Raw genomic sequence first — 21,334 nt, forward strand, 5'->3', positions numbered from 1 at the left:
TTGAGTAACCAATGCACCTTAGGAAAGACAAATGAAACCAAGAAGGCTCCGTATCAGTTTCTTAGTGTGGGCAGTATTGTTGGCCGCTCCGGCCGCAAAGGCACAGGAGAACATTCGTGCCGTGGGCGCTGTGATTGCCCCACCGGAAGTCATCGCGGCATACAGTTGCTCGACCTACGCCGAAGCGGTGTTCCTCCCAAAGGTTCAAGCTCGGGCCAAGGGAATTGCTGAGTTTGCCAGTAACAAGCAAGCTTCCATGAAGCAACTGATATCGAAATACGATGCCCTGCTTGAGGTCATGTGCCGTGAGACGGCGCGCGTATTCGGGAACAATCGGAAAAAGGTTCTCGATGCCTATGCTAGCCAGCTTCCGGGCAGTCAGGCAGACATCACACCATTTCTGGCAAATGCGCGCGCCAATCGCTGGGCCGCTGATAACGCCACGTTCTTAGCTAAAACAGCTCTGCTTCCTCAATACTACTCACTCGTCAAATATTCTGCCCCAGATCTTCTTAAGAGCGCAGCGGCAGTGGTTGATCCAGGAACAAATGAAGAATTGAAAGTCGCTTCTATTGGGATGCTCGCCCAGCTCGAACGCGCCCAGTTAGTCCTTCTTCTGGCAGACAGTGGATTTGCTGGATTGGCGCCAGCTCGGTTCGACATTCCGTCCTTACGAGGTGATGAAGTACGACTCCGGAAAGAAGCCACAGCTGTCAGGTACTCCACAGCCTTTCTGGGGTTCAACGACAACGCAAGTGATTTGGTTCGGATGCACTTCAATGGGTTTGACGTCATCCGAGACATGGGCCTTGCCGATGTGTACAGCAAATATACAAAGCAGTTTGACGAAATGCTGCGGCAGAACTAAACGAGAACTGCCTGAACTAACATCAGGCACGGAAAGAGAGCAGAAGGTGGGGGCTGTGCCGCGAAGTGTTGTGGCCAGGTCATGTTCACGTTAATGACCGCTTCAGAGTGTGGCAAAAGTCTGCAATCCGTCTGTAGACGCCTCGGCTTCGCTGCGATTGCGGTAGTTCGGGAGCGTGGTCCACACATTAGCCTCGTTGTTGGGTTAGACGCCCTCTCGTTGAGTGGCTGTGTTTGGGCAGAATGAGCACTAATTTATAAATAATTGGCCTATAAAGTTTGCGAGTGAAAGCATGAGTCGACGCAATATTTCCATGAAACAGGGTTCACTCACATCGCACGCTATTCATTTGAGTGGGCTGAGCCTTCTGGTCCCGCTATTGGTAGTTTTCATCGTGCTGCCGGCATATGCACAAGACACTAAAGAGAGGAGTCTTTGCGCGGAGAGCAAATTGGGTTCGGCCATAGGCGCAGGCGAATGCTATTCATATAGACTGAAAACAGTCGACAGAACATGGCGTGAGCTTGCTGAAAAGAACGCGAAAGCACGCGCTAAGGAAACCGAAACTCCTGAGTGGTTGTACGAAATCATTAATGCTGAGGCGAAGAGCTGGCGGGCGCATCTCAAGGATAAGTGTCTTCTCGACACAGCTGGTACATCGGGAATGGTCCAATGGGATTACGCGTATGCGCTTGACTGTGAAGTGGAAGGGCTTCGGTCACGCATTCAAGAATTGAGAAAGGCAGTCGATGGCGAGGCGAAATAGGCATCGACCTAACGCTCAACCGCACACCATTTAGTTGCTGTGCGCTATGCGATAGAGTCCCACAGAGACTATTCTCGCTACGCCAGACCGGCATTTGAGCGACTGCTTTAAGGCACGTCATCTGACCGCTTTCAGTCTGTTGGCGCCAAGGCTCTGCGGCGAGAGCAGCCATAGAATCGCCCCTATCGTCCACTCTTCCATAGGTAGCAAAGTGAGTCTGTTTCATCGTATGGACGATAAGTCAAAGTATTTTTCGCACAGGTCCCGTCTATTTGCCTTTGCGCTTCTAGTGCTCAGCGTTGGCACTTATGCTCAAAATCACACAACGAGTGAGAGGCCTTGGATTGGGCTGGAAGGCGTTACAGAAGTAATTCGGAAACTGTCCGCCAAAGACGCAACTCCCTTGTCCCGGGAGAGCGTGGAAGATGTAACCGGAATCAAGCTTGTTGCACCAGATACAAACTATCCCACAGAAGTCTTGGAGCAACTGAAACGAATAGGCGTGCCTCCACTGGAGAAGCCAGGCTACATAAAAGGCAGTGTGTTGATCAGCAAGGACATGTCACTCCACATTCAGCTGGCTAGGCCCAGTTTGCTTCTGGAGTTCCGGCCGTATGGATATCTAATGCCCAAAGCAGTTGCGAACGATTCGTTGAAAAAACTTCTACCCAAGATAGATGCCTACAACGCCAAAGCCTTCAAGAATAATTGCCTCAAGAAAAATGCTGTCTTTGATGTTTTGCATAACAACGGATGGATTTTCAGCAAGACAGAGTTCACTAAAGAGATGGATGCTGTGACTGGGAATTTTCAGTTTGTGTCTCCAAACCAGTCTTTAGCAGTCACAGTAACTGTTGAGCAAAACTGCTTTGAAGAGTTGATATTCGGTTCTCCAGAATGAAGAAAATAATTTGAACCTATCAGTCGTATGTCGAACGCCACTATCGCCGCGAGAGTCGCTGAAGCAATTGCTGCCTTCGAGCGTGGAGATGTAGGGGGCGACATTTGTCGCCGAAAGCATTGAGCTTCATGAGCCCGCGCTGGAGGCGGTCCCCCGCGACGTCCGAGACAATTTGCATAGACTATCAGTCAAGCTCATTGAGCAAGATCTCTCCGAAATTGAAGAGGAAATGCTTGGCATTCCCCATAGTCGCGAGGCCTTGGCAAAGCTCAAGCTCGTCGTAGAAGGGCTTTGCCAATGAAGCGCACCAACTACTGCTTTGGAGCGCCGCGAATGTCTGCAGTCAGTAGCAGCCAAATAAGCATGAGCTACTGGCGTGCTTGGCAAAAATCATCGCACTGAAAATACATTTTCAGCGGTGAGCCACGGCGCAGTCACCCTCGCAAGGTGACGCAAAGATTCATTTGTCCGGTAACGACAGCAGGTCGTCGATGGGGCGCCCATCGCGCATAGCCTGCAGGTATTTTTTACGGCCCAAGGTTTGCACGCCGACCCATGCGCCGGGCTGGCCGGGTTTGGGGGCGGGGCACCAGAGCGCATGAGGGTCGCTGGTTTCCAGGTAGTCGATCAATTGCTCGCGGGTGGAAAAGCCGCTGTCGCTGGTGGCCTGGCCGTCCACAACCTTGACCCACCACAGGATGTGGATGTGTTCGTGTTTGTAGCCGCCGCGCATGCGCTTGGCCACGCATTGGAGGTAGACCGCCATGGCTGTACCGGCTCAGGGTCTGTGCGTCAGTTACCGCCCAGACCCCAGCCTATTCAGGCAAACGCCCCTGCGGTGTCCTGCATGCGGGCCGACACTTCGCCCAGGTGATGGAGACTGTCGCCAAAGGTCATTTCCAACTGCGTGAGGCGCTTGAAGTAGTGGCTGACGATGTATTCGTCGGTCACGCCAATGCCGCCGTGCAGCTGCACCGCTTGCTGGCCGACAAAGCGCATGCTTTGGCCCAGTTGGTACTTGGCACGGGCTAGCGCTGCGCGGCGCTCTGGCGCTGGAGCGTTGAGCTTCAGGCTGGCGTAGTAGCTCATGGAGCGGGCGAGTTCCAGTTGCATCTTCATGTCGGCCGCGCGGTGGCGCAGGGCCTGGAAGCTGCCGATGGTGACGCCAAACTGCTTGCGCGTGTTCAGGTACTCGGCGGTGATAGCCATGGTCTTGTCCATCACGCCCACGGCCTCGGCACACACACTGGCAATGCCGATGTCCACGGCGTGCTCCAGCGCGGTCAGACCATCGGTGGTCAGCAGCGTAGCGGGTGCGTTCTTCAACACCACCTCGGCGGCGCGGGCACCGTCCTGCGTGCCGTAGCCGCGTGTAGTCACGCCAGCCGATTCGCGTTCCACCAAGAACAGCGCGAGCTGGCTGTTCACCTTGGCGGGCACGATGAAAGCGTCAGCCTGGTCCCCCACGGGCACTACGCTTTTTGTAGCATTCAGCACATAGCCGCCGGGGGCTTGCGTGGCTTTTGCCTCACACACGTCAAGCCGGTAGCGCGCTGCGCGCTCTTGGTAGGCCAGCACCACCAGCTTTTCGCCGCTGGCCACGCTGGGCAGCCAGGCGGCTTTGGTGGCGGCGTCGCCATAGCCGGCAATCACCGCGCCGGCAATGAGCGACTGGGCCAGGGGCTCCATCACGATGCCGCGACCCAGCTCTTCCATCACCACCATGCCCTCGATGGGCCCCATGCCCAGTCCGCCGTCGTCTTCGGGCACATAGAGGCCCGTCAGGCCCAGTTCGGCGATTTCGTTGAAGGCGGCGCGGTCAAAGCCGCCGGCTTTCTCGATGGCGCGGCGGCGCTCAAACGTGTAGCCCTTGTCCACCCATTTGCGTACGGCGTCACCCAGTTGTACCTGGTCGTCAGAAAAATCGAAGTCCATTGTGTGTCTCCATTTAGTTGAGGACAGAGCTGGCCGCTTTGCGGCTGCGGTCTGTCCCGCAAAGTTATTGACTATCCCAGCACGACCTGGGAGACGATGCCGCGTTGCACTTCGTTGCTGCCGCCGTAGATGGTGGTCTTGCGCAGGTTGAAGTAGGTGGAGGAAAGGGGCGCGTTGCCCACCTCGCTACCAGGGAAGTCGCCTTGCCAGCCGGCCTCCATGGCCTCGCGGATCAGGGGCAGGGCGAAGGGGCCGGCGGCCAGCATCATGAGTTCGGAGTAGCGTTGCTGGATCTCGCTGCCGCGGATCTTCAGCAGGCCCGCGACGTCCAGCGACTGCTTGCCGGACTTCTCGGCGGCCAGCACGCGCATGACCATCATTTCCAGCGCAATCACGTCCACTTCCAGCTTGGCAATTTCGTCGCGGAAGCGGGTGTCTTCCCACACGCCTTCGCGCTTGGCAATGCGCTTGAGGCGCTCCAACTCGCGCTTGCTGCGGTTCACGTCAGCAATGTTGGTGCGCTCGTGGCTCAGCAGGTGCTTGGCGTAGGTCCAGCCCTTGTTCTCTTCGCCAATCAGGTTTTCGGCGGGCACTTCCACGTTGTCGAAGAAGACCTCGTTCACCTCGTGGCCGCCGTCCAGCATGATGATGGGACGCACGGTGACGCCTGGGCTCTTCATGTCGATGAGCAGGAAGCTGATGCCGGTCTGGGGTTTGCCTTCGGTGCTGGTGCGCACCAGGCAGAAGATCCAGTCGCCGTACTGGCCCAGCGTGGTCCAGGTCTTCTGGCCATTGACGATGTACTTGTTGCCTTGGCGTTCGGCGCGGGTCTTGACCGATGCCAGATCGGAGCCGGAACCCGGCTCGCTGTAGCCCTGGCTCCACCACACCTCACCACTGGCAATGCCGGGCAGGAAACGCTGGTGTTGCTCGGCATTGCCAAACGCCATGATCACCGGCGCCACCATGACGGGGCCAAACGGGATGATGCGGGGCGCGCCGGCCAATGCGCATTCTTCTTCAAACAGGTGCTTTTGCACCGCGTTCCAGCCGGGGCCGCCAAACTGCTCGGGCCAGCCAAAGCCCAGCCAGCCTTTCTTACCCAGGATCTTGGCCCAGCGCTGCATATCGTCGCGGGTCAGCTCCAGGGCGTTGTGCACCTTGTGGGAAATGTCGGCGGGCAGGTTCGCGCGAACCCAGGCGCGAACCTCTTCGCGAAACTGCTGCTCTTCGGGGGTGAATGCCAAATCCATGGGAAAAGTCTCCGGTTGATCGGCCTCAGGCCGTTTACAGCATAGTTTTTAGCACGGTCGTTCGCTTATGGTTGTCCGGGTTGTGACATACCCAGCTCGGCGCACAGCTTTTGCACCGTGGTGCGCAGCTCGGCCAGCTCGGTTTCCAGCTGGGCCACGCGGGCCTGCAGGTCGGCGCTGGCCGGGGCAGCTCCGCGACCAGCCACCGCGGCACTGGCGTCCACCGGGCCACACAGCAGGTGGGCCCAGCGCTGCTCACGGGCGCCGGGTGCGCGGTCCAGCTTGATGACCAGCGGGCCGCCTTTTTCTTCGCGCCGGTCCTGCATTTCTTCCAGAAAGCCCTCCACCGACGAGGTGTCGGCAAAGCGGTACCAGCGCTCGGCGTTCAGCCGCAGCTCGGCCGAGGTTTGCGGGCCGCGCAGGACCAACAGGCCTAGCAACACGGCCGATTGCTCGGGCACGCCAATGCCGCGCTGGGCGTTGTGGGTGAACTTGGTGGTGCGCCCACCCGTGGTCTCGTGCACCAGGCCGGCTTCGCGCAGCGTTTCCACTGCGCTGCTGACTTCAGATTCGGTCAGCTCCATCAGCGGCTCGCGGCTGGTTTTCTGGTTGCAGCCCAGCAGCAGGCTGTTCAGGGTGAGCGGATAGCTGTCGGGCACGGTGCGCGCCTTCTCCATCAGGGTGGCAAGCACGCGGGCTTCAACAGGGGTCAGGAGCACAGGGGTGGTCATAATTCAGCCAGTTATGAAAAACATTGTCATTTTGATCTCTGGCGGCGGCTCCAACATGGCCGCCATCGTGCGCACCGCCCAGCGCGAGGACTGGGCCAAGCGCCATGGCGCCGAAGTGGCCGCCGTGATCAGCAACAAGGGTACGGCCGGCGGGCTGGTGTTTGCCAAAGAGCAGGGTATCGACACCGAGGTGCTGGACCACAAGGAATTTGCCAGCCGCGAAGATTTTGACGCCGCGCTGGCCGCACTGATCGACCGCTACGACACGCCCCAGGCGCCCGTGCTGGTGGTGCTGGCCGGGTTCATGCGCATCCTCACCCCGGGCTTTGTGGCGCGCTACGCGGGGCGGCTGGTCAACATCCATCCCTCGCTGCTGCCGGCCTTCCCGGGGCTGCACACGCACCAGCGTGCGATTGACGCGGGTTGCAAGTTTGCCGGTGTGACCGTGCACCAGGTAACGGCGGAGCTGGACCATGGGCCCATCTTGGCGCAAGCGGTGGTGCCCGTGCTGCCGGACGACACGGCGGATACGCTGGCGGCCCGTGTGCTCACGCAGGAGCACCTGATCTACCCCAAGGCGATCGCCGGGTTGCTATAAAAAGAGGAGCTGCTTGCGCAGTCTCCTCGGAGGCTAGAGGCCTGTTTAGGCCGAAGCGCTGAGCAAACTGCCGCTGGTGTTGCCCAAGCCCTGTGCCACCTGGGCGTAGATCTGCTTGGCCAGGCTGGCAATGTCGAAGCTGGCCTTTGTGCTGCTGGCTTCGTTGCTCGCGTCCAGCTTGGCGCTGGCGCTCTGCAACTCGCCCACCATGCGTTCCAGCTCTGACACCGTGCCGTCTTGGTTGGTGTCCAGCGGGTCGTAGGTGGTGTCGCTCTTGGAGGCCGGTTTCCCGCCACCGGGTCCACCCGGTCCGCCTGCGGGGGGTGGGCCTTTGGGACCATCGCTGCCCTGGGCGCTTTGCGCGCCTTCGGGCGGCTGGGGCCGGCCAGCTTCAAACTCGGTTTGCGTGAGCTTGCCGTCGCCGTCAGTGTCCAGCTTGCTGAAGTCCTGGCTCACGTCCTGGCCGGTGTCCGACTTGATCTTGTCGGTCAGCACCTGCAGCTCGTCCTTGCTGACTGAGCCATCCCCATCGGTGTCTACCTTGGCGAACAGGTCGTCCTGGCTGCCGCCGCTGCCACCCGCACCACGGGACTGTGCAAAGTCCATGGTGGAGGGAGGCGGTGGCATCAGGGCTTTCATCCCCGCATCCAGCTCGTCGCTGGAGAGGCTGCCGTCGGCATTGCTGTCCATCTTGGTAAACAGCTCTTTGCTGTCGCCCAGGCTGGTGCCGGTCTTCTTGCTGATGTCGTCCAGCATGGTGCTGAGTTCGGCCTGGTCGACGCTGCCGCTGCTGTCGGCGTCGACCTTGGCGAACATCTTGGCCTGGTGCTGGCTGCGTTGGGTGTTCAGGGCGGCCCAAGCATTGCTTGAACCGCTCACCCCGCTGATGGTGCTCATGGTCACTTCCTTTCTCGATGGTGGTTGGAATGCCACCCGAGCCCGAGGAGGGACCGAGCGGCCAACCCATTTTTCGGGCCGCAGGTAACGCAGGTTTGTCCTCTGTGTACCAAAGCCGATACAAACGGCCCCGACAAGCGCACAACTGGCGCGGGCTTACCGGCCAATTGATCGTTTAAGAGGGAGGGCATTTTTCTACACTGGTCCGGCCGCTAGGACTGCCCATGACCGCCAGAACCTCCATTCTTCTTGTCGATGACGACGCCGAAATCACCGCGCTGCTGAGTGAGTACCTCGGCCGCTTCAACCTCGACGTGCACACAGCCTGTGACGCCGACACCATGCGTCAGCAGCTGGTGCAACACCGCGTGGACTTGGTGGTGCTGGACGTGATGCTGCCTGGCACCGACGGGCTCACGCTGTCGCGCGAGATCCGCGAGCGCTCACACATCCCGGTCATCATGCTCACCGCGCGCTCCACCACGATCGACCGTGTCATGGGGCTAGAGAGCGGCGCCGACGACTACATGGGCAAACCCTTCGAGCCGCGCGAGCTGGTGGCCCGCATCCACACCGTGCTGCGCCGCGCCCAGGGCGCCAAAGACTCCACCCCCATCCTGGCGCGCAGCGACGTGGTCTGCTTTGATGGCTGGGAGCTGCACCGCGACGAGCGCACCCTGGTCTCGCCCACGGGGCTGGTGGTGGCGCTGTCCAACGCCGAGTTCCGCCTGCTCAACACCTTTTTGCAAACCCCGCGGCGCCTGTTCAGCCGCGACCAGCTCATGGAGCAGGCCCGGGGCCGCGCCATGGACGCGTTCGAGCGCAGCATCGACCTGCTGGTCTCGCGCCTGCGGCAAAAGCTGGCCGATGATCCGAACGAACCGTCCATGATCAAGACCGTGCGTGGCGCCGGGTATATGTTCAACGTGCAGTCCGTGCAGGGGCGGGTGGCGTGGCGGGCCTGATGCCGCTGCGCACTCGGGGTCGGCACGCCGCCGCCTGGGTCGAGCGCTGGCTGCCCGACAGCCTGTTTGGCCGTTTGGCGCTGCTGCTGGGTGTGGCCGTGGTCGTCAGCCATGTGCTGGCACTGACGCTGATGTTTGAGCTGCACCCCCCACCCGGCCTGCACCGGCCGCCCGTGGCGATGGAGGCCGCCGGCCCGCCGCCCCCACCCCATTTCCGCGGCCCCGATGGCCCCCCGGGTCCGCCCACGTTGGGCCTGCTGCTGGACATTGCGGTGCGCCTGGCTGCGCTGCTGTTGGCCGCTTGGGTGGGTGCGCGCTGGCTGTCCGACCCCGTGCGCCGCCTGGCGGGCGCCGCGCGTGAGCTGGGCCTCAACATCCACCGCGCCCCGCTGCCCGAGGCTGGCACGCTGGAGTGCCGCGAGGCCACCCGCGTGTTCAACCAGATGCAGCAGCACATCCGTGCCCAGCTGGAGCAGCGTGACCAGTTTGTGGCCGCCGTGTCGCACGACCTGCGCACGCCGCTCACGCGCCTGGCATTGCGGGTGGAGTCCTTGCAGGACGCAGGGGACCGCCAGCGCTTTGGCAAAGACATTGCCGAGATGGACACCATGATCCGTGCCACGCTGGACTACCTGCGGGGTGCCGCCGACGCCGAACCCTGGGTGGCGTTGGACCTGGCCTCGCTGGTAGGCAGCCTGGTGGAGGACCAGCAGGACTGTGGCCACGATGTGGCGATGGACATGGCAGATGCCGCCCCGCTGGTGCCCGTGCGGGCGCAAGCCTCGGCGCTGCGCCGCTGCATCACCAACCTGCTGGACAACGCCGTGCGCTATGGTGGTGGTGCGCAGGTGCGGCTGACCGAGGACGCGCAGGGCGTGCGCGTGACCGTGCGGGACCGCGGCCCGGGCATTCCCGAGGCTGAGCTCTCTAAAGTGCTCCAGCCCTTTTACCGCGTGGAGGCCTCGCGCAACCGCAACAGCGGCGGGGTAGGGCTGGGCCTGGCCACAGCCAGTGACATTGCGCGCCAGCACGGCGGCAGCGTGCTGCTTATCAACCGCGCGGGCGGTGGTCTGCAGGCTGAATTGCTGCTGCCGCGCAAAGTTGCAGAATCTAAAGCGCTCCTGAATTAGGAGCTACTTGCGCAGGTTCTACGGGGGCTAGCGGTCGATTTAGTCCTCAATGCGGGTGAAGCGGGGCTGGGCCACACCGTCAATCACCACCGTTTCTAGAAACATGGCGGCGGGCCGCACCCACAGGCCATGCTCGCCATACAGTGCACGGTACAGGGTCATGGGCTCCAGCGTTTCGCTGTGGCGCACGGTGTCCAGTACCTGGTATTCCATGCCTTTGTAATGGCGGTAACGGCCAGTGGGGGTGGTCACTAATGGGGGAAGGTTTTCGATGCTCATGGGACAATCCTAGGCTATGCATCCAAAAGCCCTGCTTGACGCCTGTTCCGAATTGGTCCGGCTCGTCCTTAAATTTGACCATCCTGCGGACGCCATCGTCTCGCGTTTCTTCCGTGATAACCGGGGCCTGGGCCCGCGCGAGCGCGCCACTCTGGCCGAAACGGCCTACACCGTGCTGCGCAAAAAGCTGTTGTTCGACCACCTGGCTCCTTCGGGCAGCGGTCCCAAAGAGCGCCGCCTGGCGATTCTGGGCTTCTACGGCCCGGGCGATTTCCTGCGCAGCGCGCTGACCGACCAAGAGCAACGCTGGCTGGACCAATGCGAGGCCGTCAAACCCACGGATTTGATGGAACGCCACCGCCACAACCTGCCCGAGTGGCTGGTGCAGCCCCTCAAAGAGCAGTTGGGCGACGGTTTTTGGCCCCTGGTGGACAGCCTGAACCTGGGCGCAGGCCTGGATTTGCGCGTCAACACCTTCAAGGCCAAGCGCAGCGATGTGCAAAAAGAACTGCAGCAGGCCGGCATCAAGGCCGTGCCCACGCCATATTCCCCCTGGGGCCTGCGCATTGCCGGCAAACCTGCGCTGAACAAGAACGACGCCTTTGTACGCGGCGACTTTGAGGTGCAGGACGAAGGTTCGCAGCTGCTGGCCATGCTGGTGGACGCCAAGCGCAGTGAGATGGTGGTGGACTTTTGCGCCGGCGCTGGTGGCAAAACCCTGGCACTGGGCGCCGCCATGCGCAGCACGGGCCGTCTCTACGCCTTTGACACATCCGCCCACCGTCTGGACTCGTTCAAGCCGCGCATGGCGCGCAGTGGCCTTTCCAACGTGCACCCTGCGGCCATCGCCCATGAGCGCGACGATCGCGTGAAGCGCCTGTCCGGCAAGATGGACCGGGTGTTGGTGGACGCACCGTGTACCGGTTTGGGCACCCTGCGCCGCAACCCCGACTTGAAATGGCGCCAAAACGCACAAGCTGTGGAGGAGATGGCGGTCAAACAGGCGGCCATCCTGCAAAGCGCATCGCGCATGGTGAAGTCCGGCGGGCGTCTGGTCTACGCGACTTGCAGTGTGCTGCCGCAAGAGAACGAGGCCATTGCCGAGGCCTTTGCCGCCGCGAATCCTGACTTCGTGGCCCTGCCTGCTGGCGAAGTGCTGGATGGACTCAAGGTAGAGAACGCACCAAGCCTGTGCGCTGGTGGTGAAGATGGCCAGTTGTACCTGCGTTTGTGGCCCCATGTTCATTCAACCGATGGATTCTTCGCGGCAGTTTGGCAAAAGAAGTGAATAATTTGACGAAAGTTAATGTTTTTTAACTTCTGTACGATTTATCTAGCCAAAAAAGACAGCAGCATCTAAAATTGGAGCTTGGTGGGACGCGGTGGCGCGCCCAGCTTCATAACTAACCACACTCGTTGAGAGATTGAATTGACTATGTTGTTACCTGATTGGGCTGTGCTGAACGCAGCAATTGAGTGGCTGGCTCATGGCATGTGGAACATTGCATGGTGGCAAATCGTGCTGTTCACCTTGGCCATGACACACGTCACCATGATCAGCGTGACGGTGTTCCTGCACCGCCACCAAGCGCACCGTGCGCTGGACCTGCACCCCATCGCGTCGCATTTCTTCCGCTTTTGGCTGTGGCTGACCACCGGCCAGGTGACCAAAGAGTGGGCCTCTATCCACCGCAAGCACCACGCCAAGTGCGAGCAGGCCGAAGATCCCCACAGCCCCCACGTGTACGGCATCAAAAAAGTGCTGTTTGAGGGCGCCGAGTTGTACCGCGCCGAGTCCAAGAACAAGGAAACCATGGCCCGCTTTGGCCACGGCACTCCTGACGACTGGATTGAGCGCAACCTGTACACCCGCTACTCCTGGCAGGGCGTGGGCCTGATGATGATCATCGACCTGTTCCTGTTTGGCGCCGCTGGCATGGCTGTCTGGGCCCTGCAAATGGCGTGGACCCCCATCACCGCCGCTGGCATCATCAACGGTGCCGCCCACTACTGGGGCTACCGCAACTTTGAAGCTGCGGACCAAAGCCGCAACATCTCTCCTTGGGGCATCATCATTGCCGGTGAAGAGTTGCACAACAACCACCACACGTATCCCACGTCGGCCAAGTTGTCGGTCAAGCCTTACGAGTTCGACATTGGCTGGATGTACATCACCATCATGCAAGCCGTGGGCTTGGCCACCGTCAAGAAGACGCCCCCCAAAGCCGCCTACGGTGACATTCGCCCTGTGGCCGATGAGAAGACATTGGAAGCGCTGATCGCCAACCGCTACGAGATCATGGCGACCTACGCCAAGGGCGTGCGCCAAGCGGCCCGTGACGAATTCGAGTCCGTCAAAGCCCGCAGCGCCGACGCCGCTGTGATCAAGGCCGCCAAGCGCTGGATGCACCGTGACGAAGAGAAGGTGCCTGCTGCAGCCGCTCCCCAGCTGGCTCAAGCCCGCGCTGCATCTCCCGTCTTGGACAAGATGGTGACCATGCGCGAAGAGCTGCGTCAGATGTGGCTCAACACCCATGTGTCGCGTGAACAGTTGACCAAGGACCTGCAAGGCTGGTGCCACCGTGCGGAAGAGAGCGGTATTGCCGCCTTGCGCGAGTTCTCTTTGAAGCTGCGTGCCGCGCACGTTTAAGGCGTCCTGCCCCGTTTCTGAAGCCCGCCTTGTGCGGGCTTTTTTTTTGCGCGCTCCAGATCGGGCGGGGTAAGCGTTTTGCTCCGTGTCCCCCGGCCTTCGGCCTCCTCCTTTACCTGCGCAAAACGCTTACCCCGCCCGATCTTGCGAAGGTTGGCTCGCCATAGCCAGTGCTGCATCTCCTTGCACGTCCACATTCCAGCAGCAGGTAGGGCTTGGGTGTCCTGCGTAGGTCAAGGAGGAGGCCGAAGCCCGGGGGACACGAAGCAGGGCGCCCAAGCCCTACCTGCTGCGTGCGAAAGAGATGCCTCTCATCAATCTCACCCTCAGTAAGTAGGGGCGTAAAAAAGCCCGCACAGGGCGGGCTTTTTTGGGACCGGAAGAACCTGAATTACTTCAGCTTCATTTCCTTGTAGTCCACATGCTTGCGAGCAACGGGATCAAATTTCTTGATCAACATTTTCTCGGGCATGGTTTTCTTGTTCTTGTCGGTCGTGTAGAAGTGACCGGTACCAGCTGTAGATTCCAGCTTGATTTTTTCGCGTCCGCCTTTGGTTGCCATGGTTCTGCTCCTTATGCTTGGCCACGTGCGCGCAGATCTGCGAGCACAACATCAATACCCTTTTTGTCGATCAAACGCAAACCTGCGTTCGAAATCCGCAGGCGAACCCAGCGGTTTTCGGTCTCGACCCAGAAACGGCGGTATTGCAGGTTCGGCAGGAACCGGCGCTTGGTTTTGTTGTTGGCGTGGGAAACATTGTTTCCGACCATTGGGCCTTTGCCCGTTACTTCACATACGCGTGCCATGTGGACACTCCGATATAAACGGTTTTCACTGACGATCAAAACGGTTTGGAAAACAAACCCGTCCGATCTCGCTTAAACCTCACCTCGCCATGAAAAAGGGTGGCGGTAACCCCCCGCCTTTTGCTTGGGCGGAATTCGCTGCGCTCCCAAAACGGGCAGGCCCCTCACGGGGCGAACGCAGCAAAGCCTTGGATTATAGCTGTTTTGACGTCAGGGCCGCAAGCGGCTCAGTCTTGTTCCAGGAAACGCTGGGCGTCCAGCGCGGCCATGCAACCGGTGCCAGCGCTGGTGATGGCCTGGCGGTACACATGGTCCTGCACGTCACCGGCCGCAAACACACCGGGGATGCTGGTTTGGGTGGCAAAGCCTTTCAGGCCGCCCTGCGTCACGATGTAGCCGTTTTCCAACTCCAACTGGCCCTGGAAGATGTCGGTGTTGGGCGAGTGGCCAATGGCAATGAAGCAACCCTTGAGAGTGATGTCTTCGGTGCTGCCGTCATGCACGCTTTTCAGGCGGATGCCGGTCACGCCGGAAGCGTCGCCCAGCACTTCGTCCAGGGTTTGGAAGGTTTTGAGCTCAATCTTGCCCGCAGCCACCTTATCCATGAGCTTGTCCACCAGGATGGGCTCTGCCTTGAATTTGTCGCGGCGGTGCACCAGGTACACCTTGCTGGCGATGTTGGAGAGGTACAGCGCTTCTTCCACGGCCGTGTTGCCGCCTCCTACCACGCAGCAGATTTCATTGCGGTAGAAGAAGCCGTCGCAAGTGGCGCAGCCGGACACGCCGCGGCCCATGAAGGCCGATTCAGATGGAAGGCCCAGGTACTTGGCGGACGCACCGGTGGAAATGATCAACGAATCGCAGGTATAGGTGCCGCTGTCGCCGGTCAGGGAGAAGGGGCGCTTGGACAGGTCCACGGCGCCGATGTGGTCAAACACCACCTCGGTTTTGAAGCGTTCGGCATGCTCCAGAAAGCGCTGCATCAGCTCGGGGCCTTGCACACCGCCCACGTCGGCGGGCCAGTTGTCCACCTCGGTGGTGGTCATCAGTTGGCCGCCCTGGGCCATGCCGGTGATCAACACCGGGTTCAGGTTGGCGCGGGCTGCGTAAACTGCAGCGGTATAACCCGCAGGGCCAGATCCCAGAATCAGGACCTTGGCGTGCTTGGTGTTGGACATGATGTAACCTTTGTTGTCGAGGATCGAATTCACGGGTCGTGCCGTGTACAGTTCGGGGCGTCGTTCTCCAGATCAAGCGGGAACGCGTCAAACGCGGCAGGCTACTAACCCTTTAGCCTGCCGATTGTAAGAAACAGGATTTAAAAGTTCAGGAAACCGTTGAATGGCAATGCTGAGCAACCAGGAATTGATACGCAGGGTGCCCCTGTTCGCCATGTTGACGCCTACGCAGGTGGATTCGCTGGCGGCCAACGTCGACAAGCAGCGCATCAAAAAGGGCGTGAACATTGTGGACCAGGGGGCCAACTCCAACGCGCTGCACTTGATCCTGGCCGGCCGCGCCCATGTGGTGATGACCGACAACAAGGGCCGTGAAGTGATTCTGGCCACCCTGAAGGCCGGTGACTACATCGGCGAGATGAGCCTGATCGACAACGAACCCCACTCGGCCACCGTGGTGGCCGACACCCAGATGGACCTGCTGATACTGGGGCGCGATGATTTCACCCGCTGTGTGGCGGAAAACACCGCCATTGCTGCGGCTGTGATGCGCGGCCTGGTGCAGCGCCTGCGCAATGCGGACCAGAAAATTGTGTCTCTGGCGCTGATGGGCGTGTATGGCCGCGTGGCCAATGTGCTGCTGGACGCGGCCGAGCCCAATGAACACGGGGAGCTGCTGATTCGCGACAAGATCTCACGATTGGACCTGGCCAAAATGGTAGGTGCATCCCGCGAGATGGTCAGCCGCGTGATGAAAGACTTCGAAGAGCAGGGCTTCGTCAAAACACACAAAGACGGTGGCATGCGGGTGTGGGAACGCCGCTCCAAACCCCGTTGACCCCACTGCTTCACCTGCCGGTGCACTACTGGCTTGCACCATGACCTATTTACTTCACACACTGCAATCTTCCAGCCGCGATGCGCCCGAGCCGCCCACCGGCGTGGTGCGTTTTGCCAGCGAAATCGCCCTGGTGGCCGGCTTTGTGGCGCTGGCGCTGTGGCTGATCGCATTGCTGAGCTACTCCCCGCAAGACGCGGCCTGGTCCACCTCGGGCACGGGGCAGCCGATTACCAACCACGGTGGCCGCCTGGGCGCCTGGCTGGCGGACATGAGCTACTTTTTATTCGGCTATTCCGTCTGGTGGTGCGTGGCCGCGGGCTGGCGCATTTGGCTGTCGCTGCTGGCCGTGCGCCTGCGCAGTGAGTCGCCTGATGCGGCGAGCCGGGCTGCCCATGCACCCACGCGTGGTGGGCGCTGGATTTTCTGGGGTGGTTTGGTCCTGCTGGTGTACGCCAGCACGTCGTTGGAGTGGGCACGCCTGTACCGCTGGGAGGCGCATCTGCCCGGTACCAGTGGCGGCGCCCTTGGCCGCTTGGTGGGGCCTTTCAGCGTGCAGTGGCTGGGCTTTGCCGGTGCGGGCCTGGTGGCCATCGTGCTCGGTCTGGTGGGCGCGGCTTGGGTGTTTGGTTTCTCGTGGACCCGCGCAGCCGAGCGCATTGGCTCGCTGCTGGACGGTCTGGTGGAATCGCGCCGCGAAAAGATCGAGGCCGCGCAAGACCGCGAGCTGGGCCAGTTGGCGGTACGCGAGCGCGAAGAGGTGTTCCTGGAAGAGCGGGAGGAAGAAGAAATTCACCACCCCACGCCGGTGTTGATTGAGCCCGTCATCGTGGAGCTGCCGCGCAGCGAGCGCGTGGCCAAGGAACGGCAGAAGCCGTTGTTCACCGAAATGCCCGACAGCAAGCTGCCGCAGGTCGATCTGCTGGACGGTGCCCAGCTGCGCCAGGAAACCGTGGCGCCCGAGACGCTGGAAATGACCAGCCGCATGATCGAGAAGAAGTTGAAAGACTTTGGCGTGGAGGTGCGTGTGGTGTTGGCCCAGCCTGGCCCGGTGATCACGCGCTACGAGATTGAGCCTGCCACGGGCGTGAAAGGCTCGCAAATCGTGGGCCTGGCCAAGGACTTGGCGCGTTCGCTGAGCCTGGTGTCGATCCGCGTGGTGGAAACCATCCCCGGCAAAAACTACATGGCGCTGGAGCTGCCCAACGCCAAGCGCCAGAGCATCAAGCTCTCTGAGATTTTGGGTTCGCAGGTCTACAACGAAGCCAAGTCCATGCTGACCATGGGCTTGGGCAAAGACATTGTGGGCAACCCCGTGGTGGCCGATTTGGCCAAGATGCCGCACGTGTTGGTGGCGGGTACGACCGGTTCTGGTAAATCCGTCGGTATCAACGCGATGATTCTGTCGCTGCTCTACAAGGCCGAAGCGCGCGATGTGCGCTTGCTGATGATCGACCCCAAGATGCTGGAAATGTCGGTGTACGAAGGTATTCCGCACCTGCTGGCCCCCGTGGTGACCGACATGCGCCAGGCCGCACACGGCCTGAACTGGTGCGTGGCAGAGATGGAGAAGCGCTACAAGCTGATGAGCAAGATGGGCGTGCGTAACTTGGCGGGCTACAACGTCAAGATCGACGATGCCAAGGCCAAGGGTGAGTTCATCTACAACCCCTTCAGCCTGACGCCCGACAGCCCCGAGCCGCTGAACCGGCTGCCGCACATCGTGGTGGTGATTGACGAGCTGGCCGATCTGATGATGGTGGTGGGCAAGAAGATTGAAGAGCTGATCGCGCGTTTGGCGCAAAAGGCGCGTGCAGCCGGCATCCATTTGATTCTGGCGACACAGCGTCCCAGCGTCGATGTGATCACCGGTCTGATCAAGGCCAACATCCCGACCCGCATTGCCTTTCAGGTCAGCAGCAAGATCGACAGCCGCACCATCCTGGACCAGATGGGCGCCGAGGCCCTGCTGGGCATGGGCGACATGCTCTACATGCCCAGCGGTACAGGTCTGCCGATCCGCGTGCACGGCGCCTTTGTCAGCGACGAAGAGGTTCACCGCGTTGTAAGTTATCTGAAGAGCCAAGGCGAACCGGACTACATCGACGGTGTGCTCGAAGGTGGCACGGTGGATGGCGAAGACGGTGAGGGTGGCGGCGACGCCGGTGGCGAGAAAGACCCGATGTACGACCAGGCCGTGGAAGTGGTGCTGAAGAACCGCAAGGCCAGTATCTCGCTGGTGCAGCGCCATCTGAAGATTGGCTATAACCGTGCCGCGCGGCTGGTGGAAGACATGGAAAAAGCAGGGCTGGTGAGTTCCATGAGTGGCAGTGGCCAGCGCGAAATTCTGGTGCCGGCCCGAAATGAGTGACCTTGTGGGTCAGACCACTTCGCGAAGCGAATGTGCTCTGACCCCAACCGATCAATGACTGACTAAGATGAAACAAATTGCTCTTATTTTGATAGCTGCCAGCGCAATGTCCGCGGGGGCTGGAGGCCTGGAGAGCTTGGAAACCTTCGTGAAGACGGTGAAAAGCGGCAAGGCCGACTTCACCCAGGTGGTGACCGCACCCGCCAAGGAAGGGCAGACCGCGCGCAGCAAAACGTCGAGTGGCAGCTTTGAGTTTGCGCGGCCCAGCCGTTTCAAATTTGTCTACAAAAAACCGTTCGAGCAAACCATCGTGGCCGACGGTCAAACGCTGTGGCTGTACGACGTGGACCTGAACCAGGTGACCGCGCGCAAGCAGTCAGCCGCCCTGGGTTCCACGCCCGCCGCGCTGATTGCGGCGGCGCCCGATTTGAAGGCCCTGCAAGCCGACTTCGCGCTGGCCGATGCGCCCGACAAGGACGGACTGCAGTGGGTGCAAGGCACGCCCAAAGCCAAAGACAGCCAGCTGCAGCAGGTACGCGTGGGCTTTAAACAAGACCAACTGGCGGTGCTGGAGATTCTGGACAGCTTTGGCCAGCGCTCGGTGCTGAGTTTTCTGGGTTTTCAGTCCAACGCGGTGCTGGACGCCGGGGCCTTCCAGTTCAAGCCACCGGCCGGTGCGGACGTGGTGCGCCAATAGCGCGAACAACCATGGCATCGTCGCCATCGAAACACCCCCCACTTGCCGAACTGCTGCGCCCCAAGACCCTGGGGCAGGTGATTGGCCAGCAGCACCTGCTGGGTGATGGCATGGCACTGCGCCTGGCGTTTGAATCGGGCCAGCCGCATAGCTGCATCCTCTGGGGCCCGCCCGGCGTGGGCAAGACCACCATTGCGCGGCTGATGGCCGATGCATTTGACGCACAGTTCATCACCATCAGCGCGGTGCTGGGTGGCATCAAGGACATCCGCGAGGCCGTGGAGCAGGCCTTGCTGGCCCGCGACGGGCTGGAGCAGCGCCGCACCATCGTGTTTGTGGACGAGGTGCACCGCTTCAACAAAAGCCAGCAGGACGCGTTTTTGCCGCATGTGGAAAGCGGCCTGTTTACCTTCATTGGCGCCACCACCGAAAACCCGTCTTTCGAGGTCAACTCGGCGTTGTTGTCCCGCGCCGCCGTCTATGTGCTGCAGCCGCTGGATGCCGACAATTTGAAGCAAATAGTGGAGCGGGCCCAGGCGGAGTCTGCGCTACCAGCTATCGAAACCATAGCGGTGGATCGGCTGATCGCCTACGCCGATGGCGACGCCCGGCGCCTGCTCAACACGCTGGAAACCTTGACCGTGGCCGCCGTGCAGGAGAAGGTGGGCGAGATCACCGATGCATGGCTGCTGAAGGTCTTGGGCGAGCGCATGCGCCGCTACGACAAGGGTGGCGAGCAGTTTTACGACACCATCTCGGCCCTGCACAAAAGCGTGCGCGGCTCGGACCCTGATGCCTCGCTGTATTGGTTTGTGCGCATGCTGGATGGCGGAGCCGACCCGCGATACATGGCGCGCCGCCTGATCCGCATGGCCGCTGAAGACATCGGCCTGGCCGACCCCCGCGCGCTGCGCATGGCGCTGGATGCGGCTGATGTGTACGAGCGCCTGGGCACACCGGAAGGTGAGCTGGCCCTGGCCGAGTGTGTGATCTACCTGGCCGTTGCACCCAAGTCGAACGCGGTCTACAAGGCCTTCAACGAAGCCAAAGCCTTTATCAAGAAAGATGGCACGCGCCCCGTGCCCATGCACCTGCGCAATGCGCCCACCAAGCTGATGAAAGAGCTGGACTACGGCAAGGGCTACCGCTATGCGCATGACGAAGAGGATGGCTTCGCGGCGGGGGAGCAATACCTGCCCGATGGCATGGCCGGTACGAATTTCTACAGGCCGGTAGAGCGGGGGCTGGAGATTCGTATCAGTGAGAAGTTACGCGATCTAAAAGCGCGCAATCATAAGCAAAGTTAATACTGCATGAAATGCAGAAAGTGTTGCCGAATCGGCATACTTTTCAAGGGTAAACCCACCCCAAAGCCCCGAGACCCCTGTACGCGACCTCGCTAGAATCGCGGCACTGCTTTGGCCTGCACCGCCAGTGAACCTGACGTGGCAGGCTTATTGCTTTCGATTGGTCTAACGCCACCAGTGTTAACGGCCATGCCGTTCGCATCCAAGAACAACGGAGTATTTATGGATATTTTGATACAGCAGATCATCAACGGTCTGGTGTTAGGTAGCATGTATGCGCTCATCGCGCTGGGCTACACGATGGTGTACGGCATCATCAACCTGATCAACTTTGCCCATGGCGAAGTGGTGATGGTGGGAGCCCTGACCAGCTGGACCGTGATTGGCCTCATGCAGGACGCGATGCCCGGTACCCCCGGCTTCATCATCCTCTTCCTGGCCCTCATCATTGCCTGCGTGGTCGCTGCCACCCTCAACTTCGTCATTGAGAAAGTGGCCTACCGTCCCCTGCGCAACAGCCCCAAGCTGGCTCCCCTGATCACCGCCATCGGCATGTCCATCTTGCTGCAAACGCTGGCAATGATCATCTGGAAGCCCAACTACAAGTCCTATCCCACGCTCTTGCCCAACACGCCCATTGACATTGCCGGCGCGGTGATCACGCCGACCCAGGTGATGATCCTCGGCGTCACCGCGGTGTCGTTGGCGCTGCTGATGTGGCTGGTCAATTACACCAAGCTGGGGCGCGCAATGCGTGCCACGGCCGAGAACCCGCGCGTGGCGGGCCTCATGGGCGTAAAGCCTGACATGGTGATTTCTGCCACCTTCATCATCGGTGCCGTGCTGGCCGCCATTGCCGGTGTGATGTACGCGTCCAACTACGGCACCGCACAGCACGCCATGGGCTTCCTGCCCGGCCTCAAGGCCTTTACCGCGGCCGTGTTTGGCGGCATCGGCAACCTGGCGGGTGCCGTCGTTGGCGCCATCCTGCTGGGCCTGATCGAGTCGATTGGTGCTGGCTACATTGGCGCGCTGACCGGTGGTGTGCTGGGCAGCCACTACTCCGACATTTTTGCTTTTATTGTTCTGATCATCGTGTTGACATTGCGTCCTTCCGGCTTGCTGGGTGAGCGTGTGGCCGATCGTGCGTAAGGAGACCCAAC

General features: G+C 60.7%; 22 protein-coding genes. 13 read left to right on the forward strand and 9 right to left on the reverse strand.

What is annotated here, in order from left to right; genetic code table 11:
• Positions 1–31 precede the first annotated feature (31 nt).
• From AC097R_RS07870 to AC097R_RS07880, 3 genes are all read left to right on the forward strand, one after another.
• Positions 32–868: a hypothetical protein gene (locus AC097R_RS07870; RefSeq protein ID WP_479597399.1), complete on the forward strand. Its 837-nt coding sequence runs from the start codon at positions 32–34 to the stop codon at positions 866–868.
• Positions 869–1,160: 292 nt separating this feature from the next.
• The gene (locus AC097R_RS07875) at positions 1,161–1,634 is read left to right on the forward strand and encodes a hypothetical protein (RefSeq protein WP_479597402.1); all 474 of its coding nucleotides are present in this window, start codon (positions 1,161–1,163) and stop codon (positions 1,632–1,634) included.
• A 211-nt stretch (positions 1,635–1,845) separates the two neighbouring features.
• Positions 1,846–2,535, forward strand: a complete 690-nt coding sequence (locus AC097R_RS07880; protein WP_479597404.1) for a hypothetical protein — start codon at positions 1,846–1,848, stop codon at positions 2,533–2,535.
• Between the two features lie 460 nt (positions 2,536–2,995).
• Here the strand turns inward: AC097R_RS07880 and AC097R_RS07885 are convergent, their stop codons facing one another.
• From AC097R_RS07885 to AC097R_RS07900, 4 genes are all read right to left on the reverse strand, one after another.
• Positions 2,996–3,301 carry a DUF3892 domain-containing protein gene (locus AC097R_RS07885; protein ID WP_479597406.1) on the reverse strand — a complete coding sequence of 102 codons (306 nt, stop codon included), beginning with the start codon at positions 3,299–3,301 and terminating at the stop codon, positions 2,996–2,998.
• 53 nt (positions 3,302–3,354) lie between these two features.
• Positions 3,355–4,470, reverse strand: a complete 1,116-nt coding sequence (locus tag AC097R_RS07890) for an acyl-CoA dehydrogenase family protein (protein ID WP_479597409.1) — start codon at positions 4,468–4,470, stop codon at positions 3,355–3,357.
• Between the two features lie 71 nt (positions 4,471–4,541).
• On the reverse strand, positions 4,542–5,723 hold the full coding sequence (locus AC097R_RS07895) for an acyl-CoA dehydrogenase family protein (RefSeq protein ID WP_479597411.1): 1,182 nt from the start codon (positions 5,721–5,723) through the stop codon (positions 4,542–4,544).
• 65 nt (positions 5,724–5,788) lie between these two features.
• Complete coding sequence (locus tag AC097R_RS07900) at positions 5,789–6,454, reverse strand: YceH family protein (RefSeq protein ID WP_479597414.1); 666 nt, start codon at positions 6,452–6,454, stop codon at positions 5,789–5,791.
• Between the two features lie 13 nt (positions 6,455–6,467).
• Between AC097R_RS07900 and purN the strand changes: the two genes are divergently transcribed.
• Positions 6,468–7,052 (forward strand): phosphoribosylglycinamide formyltransferase, encoded by a 585-nt coding sequence (gene purN, locus AC097R_RS07905; RefSeq protein ID WP_479597416.1) that lies wholly within the window; start codon positions 6,468–6,470, stop codon positions 7,050–7,052.
• Positions 7,053–7,097: 45 nt separating this feature from the next.
• Here purN and xopAW read toward each other — a convergent pair whose 3' ends face one another.
• Entirely contained in the window at positions 7,098–7,949 is an 852-nt protein-coding gene (gene xopAW / locus AC097R_RS07910; protein ID WP_479597418.1) for a XopAW family type III secretion system calcium-binding effector, read from the reverse strand.
• Positions 7,950–8,173: 224 nt separating this feature from the next.
• On the opposite strand from xopAW, the gene AC097R_RS07915 reads away from it, so the two are divergent.
• On the forward strand, positions 8,174–8,914 hold the full coding sequence (locus tag AC097R_RS07915; protein ID WP_479597421.1) for a response regulator: 741 nt from the start codon (positions 8,174–8,176) through the stop codon (positions 8,912–8,914).
• Positions 8,914–10,044, forward strand: coding sequence for an ATP-binding protein (locus tag AC097R_RS07920; RefSeq protein WP_479597423.1), 1,131 nt, complete (start codon positions 8,914–8,916; stop codon positions 10,042–10,044). Before AC097R_RS07915 ends, AC097R_RS07920 begins: the two co-directional genes overlap by 1 nt.
• A gap of 39 nt (positions 10,045–10,083) precedes the next feature.
• Here the strand turns inward: AC097R_RS07920 and AC097R_RS07925 are convergent, their stop codons facing one another.
• Positions 10,084–10,323, reverse strand: coding sequence for a DUF1653 domain-containing protein (locus tag AC097R_RS07925; RefSeq protein ID WP_479597425.1), 240 nt, complete (start codon positions 10,321–10,323; stop codon positions 10,084–10,086).
• Between the two features lie 16 nt (positions 10,324–10,339).
• Here AC097R_RS07925 and AC097R_RS07930 point away from each other — a divergent pair, with 16 nt between their 5' ends.
• A complete protein-coding gene (locus tag AC097R_RS07930) occupies positions 10,340–11,611 on the forward strand; it encodes an RsmB/NOP family class I SAM-dependent RNA methyltransferase (protein ID WP_479597428.1) in 1,272 nt (423 codons plus the stop codon).
• 147 nt (positions 11,612–11,758) lie between these two features.
• Positions 11,759–12,973: a DesA family fatty acid desaturase gene (locus AC097R_RS07935; RefSeq protein ID WP_479597430.1), complete on the forward strand. Its 1,215-nt coding sequence runs from the start codon at positions 11,759–11,761 to the stop codon at positions 12,971–12,973.
• Between the two features lie 391 nt (positions 12,974–13,364).
• Here AC097R_RS07935 and rpmG read toward each other — a convergent pair whose 3' ends face one another.
• From rpmG to trxB, 3 genes are all read right to left on the reverse strand, one after another.
• The gene (gene rpmG / locus AC097R_RS07940) at positions 13,365–13,535 is read right to left on the reverse strand and encodes a 50S ribosomal protein L33 (protein ID WP_029707149.1); all 171 of its coding nucleotides are present in this window, start codon (positions 13,533–13,535) and stop codon (positions 13,365–13,367) included.
• Between the two features lie 11 nt (positions 13,536–13,546).
• On the reverse strand, positions 13,547–13,780 hold the full coding sequence (rpmB, locus tag AC097R_RS07945) for a 50S ribosomal protein L28 (RefSeq protein ID WP_105260014.1): 234 nt from the start codon (positions 13,778–13,780) through the stop codon (positions 13,547–13,549).
• A gap of 227 nt (positions 13,781–14,007) precedes the next feature.
• Positions 14,008–14,958 (reverse strand): thioredoxin-disulfide reductase, encoded by a 951-nt coding sequence (trxB, locus tag AC097R_RS07950; RefSeq protein WP_479597434.1) that lies wholly within the window; start codon positions 14,956–14,958, stop codon positions 14,008–14,010.
• A 163-nt stretch (positions 14,959–15,121) separates the two neighbouring features.
• Here trxB and AC097R_RS07955 point away from each other — a divergent pair, with 163 nt between their 5' ends.
• The 5 genes from AC097R_RS07955 (at position 15,122) to AC097R_RS07975 (ending at position 21,323) form a co-directional block, all read left to right on the forward strand.
• Complete coding sequence (locus AC097R_RS07955; RefSeq protein WP_479597436.1) at positions 15,122–15,796, forward strand: Crp/Fnr family transcriptional regulator; 675 nt, start codon at positions 15,122–15,124, stop codon at positions 15,794–15,796.
• 40 nt (positions 15,797–15,836) lie between these two features.
• The gene (locus tag AC097R_RS07960; protein WP_479597439.1) at positions 15,837–18,167 is read left to right on the forward strand and encodes a DNA translocase FtsK; all 2,331 of its coding nucleotides are present in this window, start codon (positions 15,837–15,839) and stop codon (positions 18,165–18,167) included.
• Positions 18,168–18,234: 67 nt separating this feature from the next.
• Complete coding sequence (gene lolA / locus AC097R_RS07965; protein WP_479597441.1) at positions 18,235–18,864, forward strand: outer membrane lipoprotein periplasmic chaperone LolA; 630 nt, start codon at positions 18,235–18,237, stop codon at positions 18,862–18,864.
• Positions 18,865–18,875: 11 nt separating this feature from the next.
• Positions 18,876–20,171: a replication-associated recombination protein A gene (locus AC097R_RS07970; protein ID WP_479597444.1), complete on the forward strand. Its 1,296-nt coding sequence runs from the start codon at positions 18,876–18,878 to the stop codon at positions 20,169–20,171.
• A gap of 222 nt (positions 20,172–20,393) precedes the next feature.
• The gene (locus AC097R_RS07975; RefSeq protein WP_479597447.1) at positions 20,394–21,323 is read left to right on the forward strand and encodes a branched-chain amino acid ABC transporter permease; all 930 of its coding nucleotides are present in this window, start codon (positions 20,394–20,396) and stop codon (positions 21,321–21,323) included.
• Positions 21,324–21,334: the final 11 nt, after the last annotated feature.

This window comes from Rhodoferax sp. ZS1R25 (assembly GCF_056521335.1).

Excerpts from the sequence above, each read along its gene's own strand:
- AC097R_RS07915 (WP_479597421.1), top strand. The coding sequence starts at position 8,174 with ATGACCGCCAGAACCTCCATTCTTCTTGTCGATGACGACGCCGAAATC.
- rpmG (WP_029707149.1), bottom strand. The coding sequence starts at position 13,535 with ATGGCAACCAAAGGCGGACGCGAAAAAATCAAGCTGGAATCTACAGCT.
- AC097R_RS07935 (WP_479597430.1), top strand. The coding sequence starts at position 11,759 with ATGTTGTTACCTGATTGGGCTGTGCTGAACGCAGCAATTGAGTGGCTG.
- rpmB (WP_105260014.1), bottom strand. The coding sequence starts at position 13,780 with ATGGCACGCGTATGTGAAGTAACGGGCAAAGGCCCAATGGTCGGAAAC.
- AC097R_RS07900 (WP_479597414.1), bottom strand. The coding sequence starts at position 6,454 with ATGACCACCCCTGTGCTCCTGACCCCTGTTGAAGCCCGCGTGCTTGCC.
- AC097R_RS07890 (WP_479597409.1), bottom strand. The coding sequence starts at position 4,470 with ATGGACTTCGATTTTTCTGACGACCAGGTACAACTGGGTGACGCCGTA.
- AC097R_RS07885 (WP_479597406.1), bottom strand. The coding sequence starts at position 3,301 with ATGGCGGTCTACCTCCAATGCGTGGCCAAGCGCATGCGCGGCGGCTAC.
- AC097R_RS07975 (WP_479597447.1), top strand. The coding sequence starts at position 20,394 with ATGGATATTTTGATACAGCAGATCATCAACGGTCTGGTGTTAGGTAGC.
- AC097R_RS07930 (WP_479597428.1), top strand. The coding sequence starts at position 10,340 with ATGCATCCAAAAGCCCTGCTTGACGCCTGTTCCGAATTGGTCCGGCTC.
- AC097R_RS07920 (WP_479597423.1), top strand. The coding sequence starts at position 8,914 with ATGCCGCTGCGCACTCGGGGTCGGCACGCCGCCGCCTGGGTCGAGCGC.
- lolA (WP_479597441.1), top strand. The coding sequence starts at position 18,235 with ATGAAACAAATTGCTCTTATTTTGATAGCTGCCAGCGCAATGTCCGCG.
- AC097R_RS07875 (WP_479597402.1), top strand. The coding sequence starts at position 1,161 with ATGAGTCGACGCAATATTTCCATGAAACAGGGTTCACTCACATCGCAC.
- AC097R_RS07955 (WP_479597436.1), top strand. The coding sequence starts at position 15,122 with ATGGCAATGCTGAGCAACCAGGAATTGATACGCAGGGTGCCCCTGTTC.
- xopAW (WP_479597418.1), bottom strand. The coding sequence starts at position 7,949 with ATGAGCACCATCAGCGGGGTGAGCGGTTCAAGCAATGCTTGGGCCGCC.
- AC097R_RS07925 (WP_479597425.1), bottom strand. The coding sequence starts at position 10,323 with ATGAGCATCGAAAACCTTCCCCCATTAGTGACCACCCCCACTGGCCGT.
- AC097R_RS07895 (WP_479597411.1), bottom strand. The coding sequence starts at position 5,723 with ATGGATTTGGCATTCACCCCCGAAGAGCAGCAGTTTCGCGAAGAGGTT.
- trxB (WP_479597434.1), bottom strand. The coding sequence starts at position 14,958 with ATGTCCAACACCAAGCACGCCAAGGTCCTGATTCTGGGATCTGGCCCT.
- AC097R_RS07870 (WP_479597399.1), top strand. The coding sequence starts at position 32 with ATGAAACCAAGAAGGCTCCGTATCAGTTTCTTAGTGTGGGCAGTATTG.
- AC097R_RS07960 (WP_479597439.1), top strand. The coding sequence starts at position 15,837 with ATGACCTATTTACTTCACACACTGCAATCTTCCAGCCGCGATGCGCCC.
- AC097R_RS07970 (WP_479597444.1), top strand. The coding sequence starts at position 18,876 with ATGGCATCGTCGCCATCGAAACACCCCCCACTTGCCGAACTGCTGCGC.
- purN (WP_479597416.1), top strand. The coding sequence starts at position 6,468 with ATGAAAAACATTGTCATTTTGATCTCTGGCGGCGGCTCCAACATGGCC.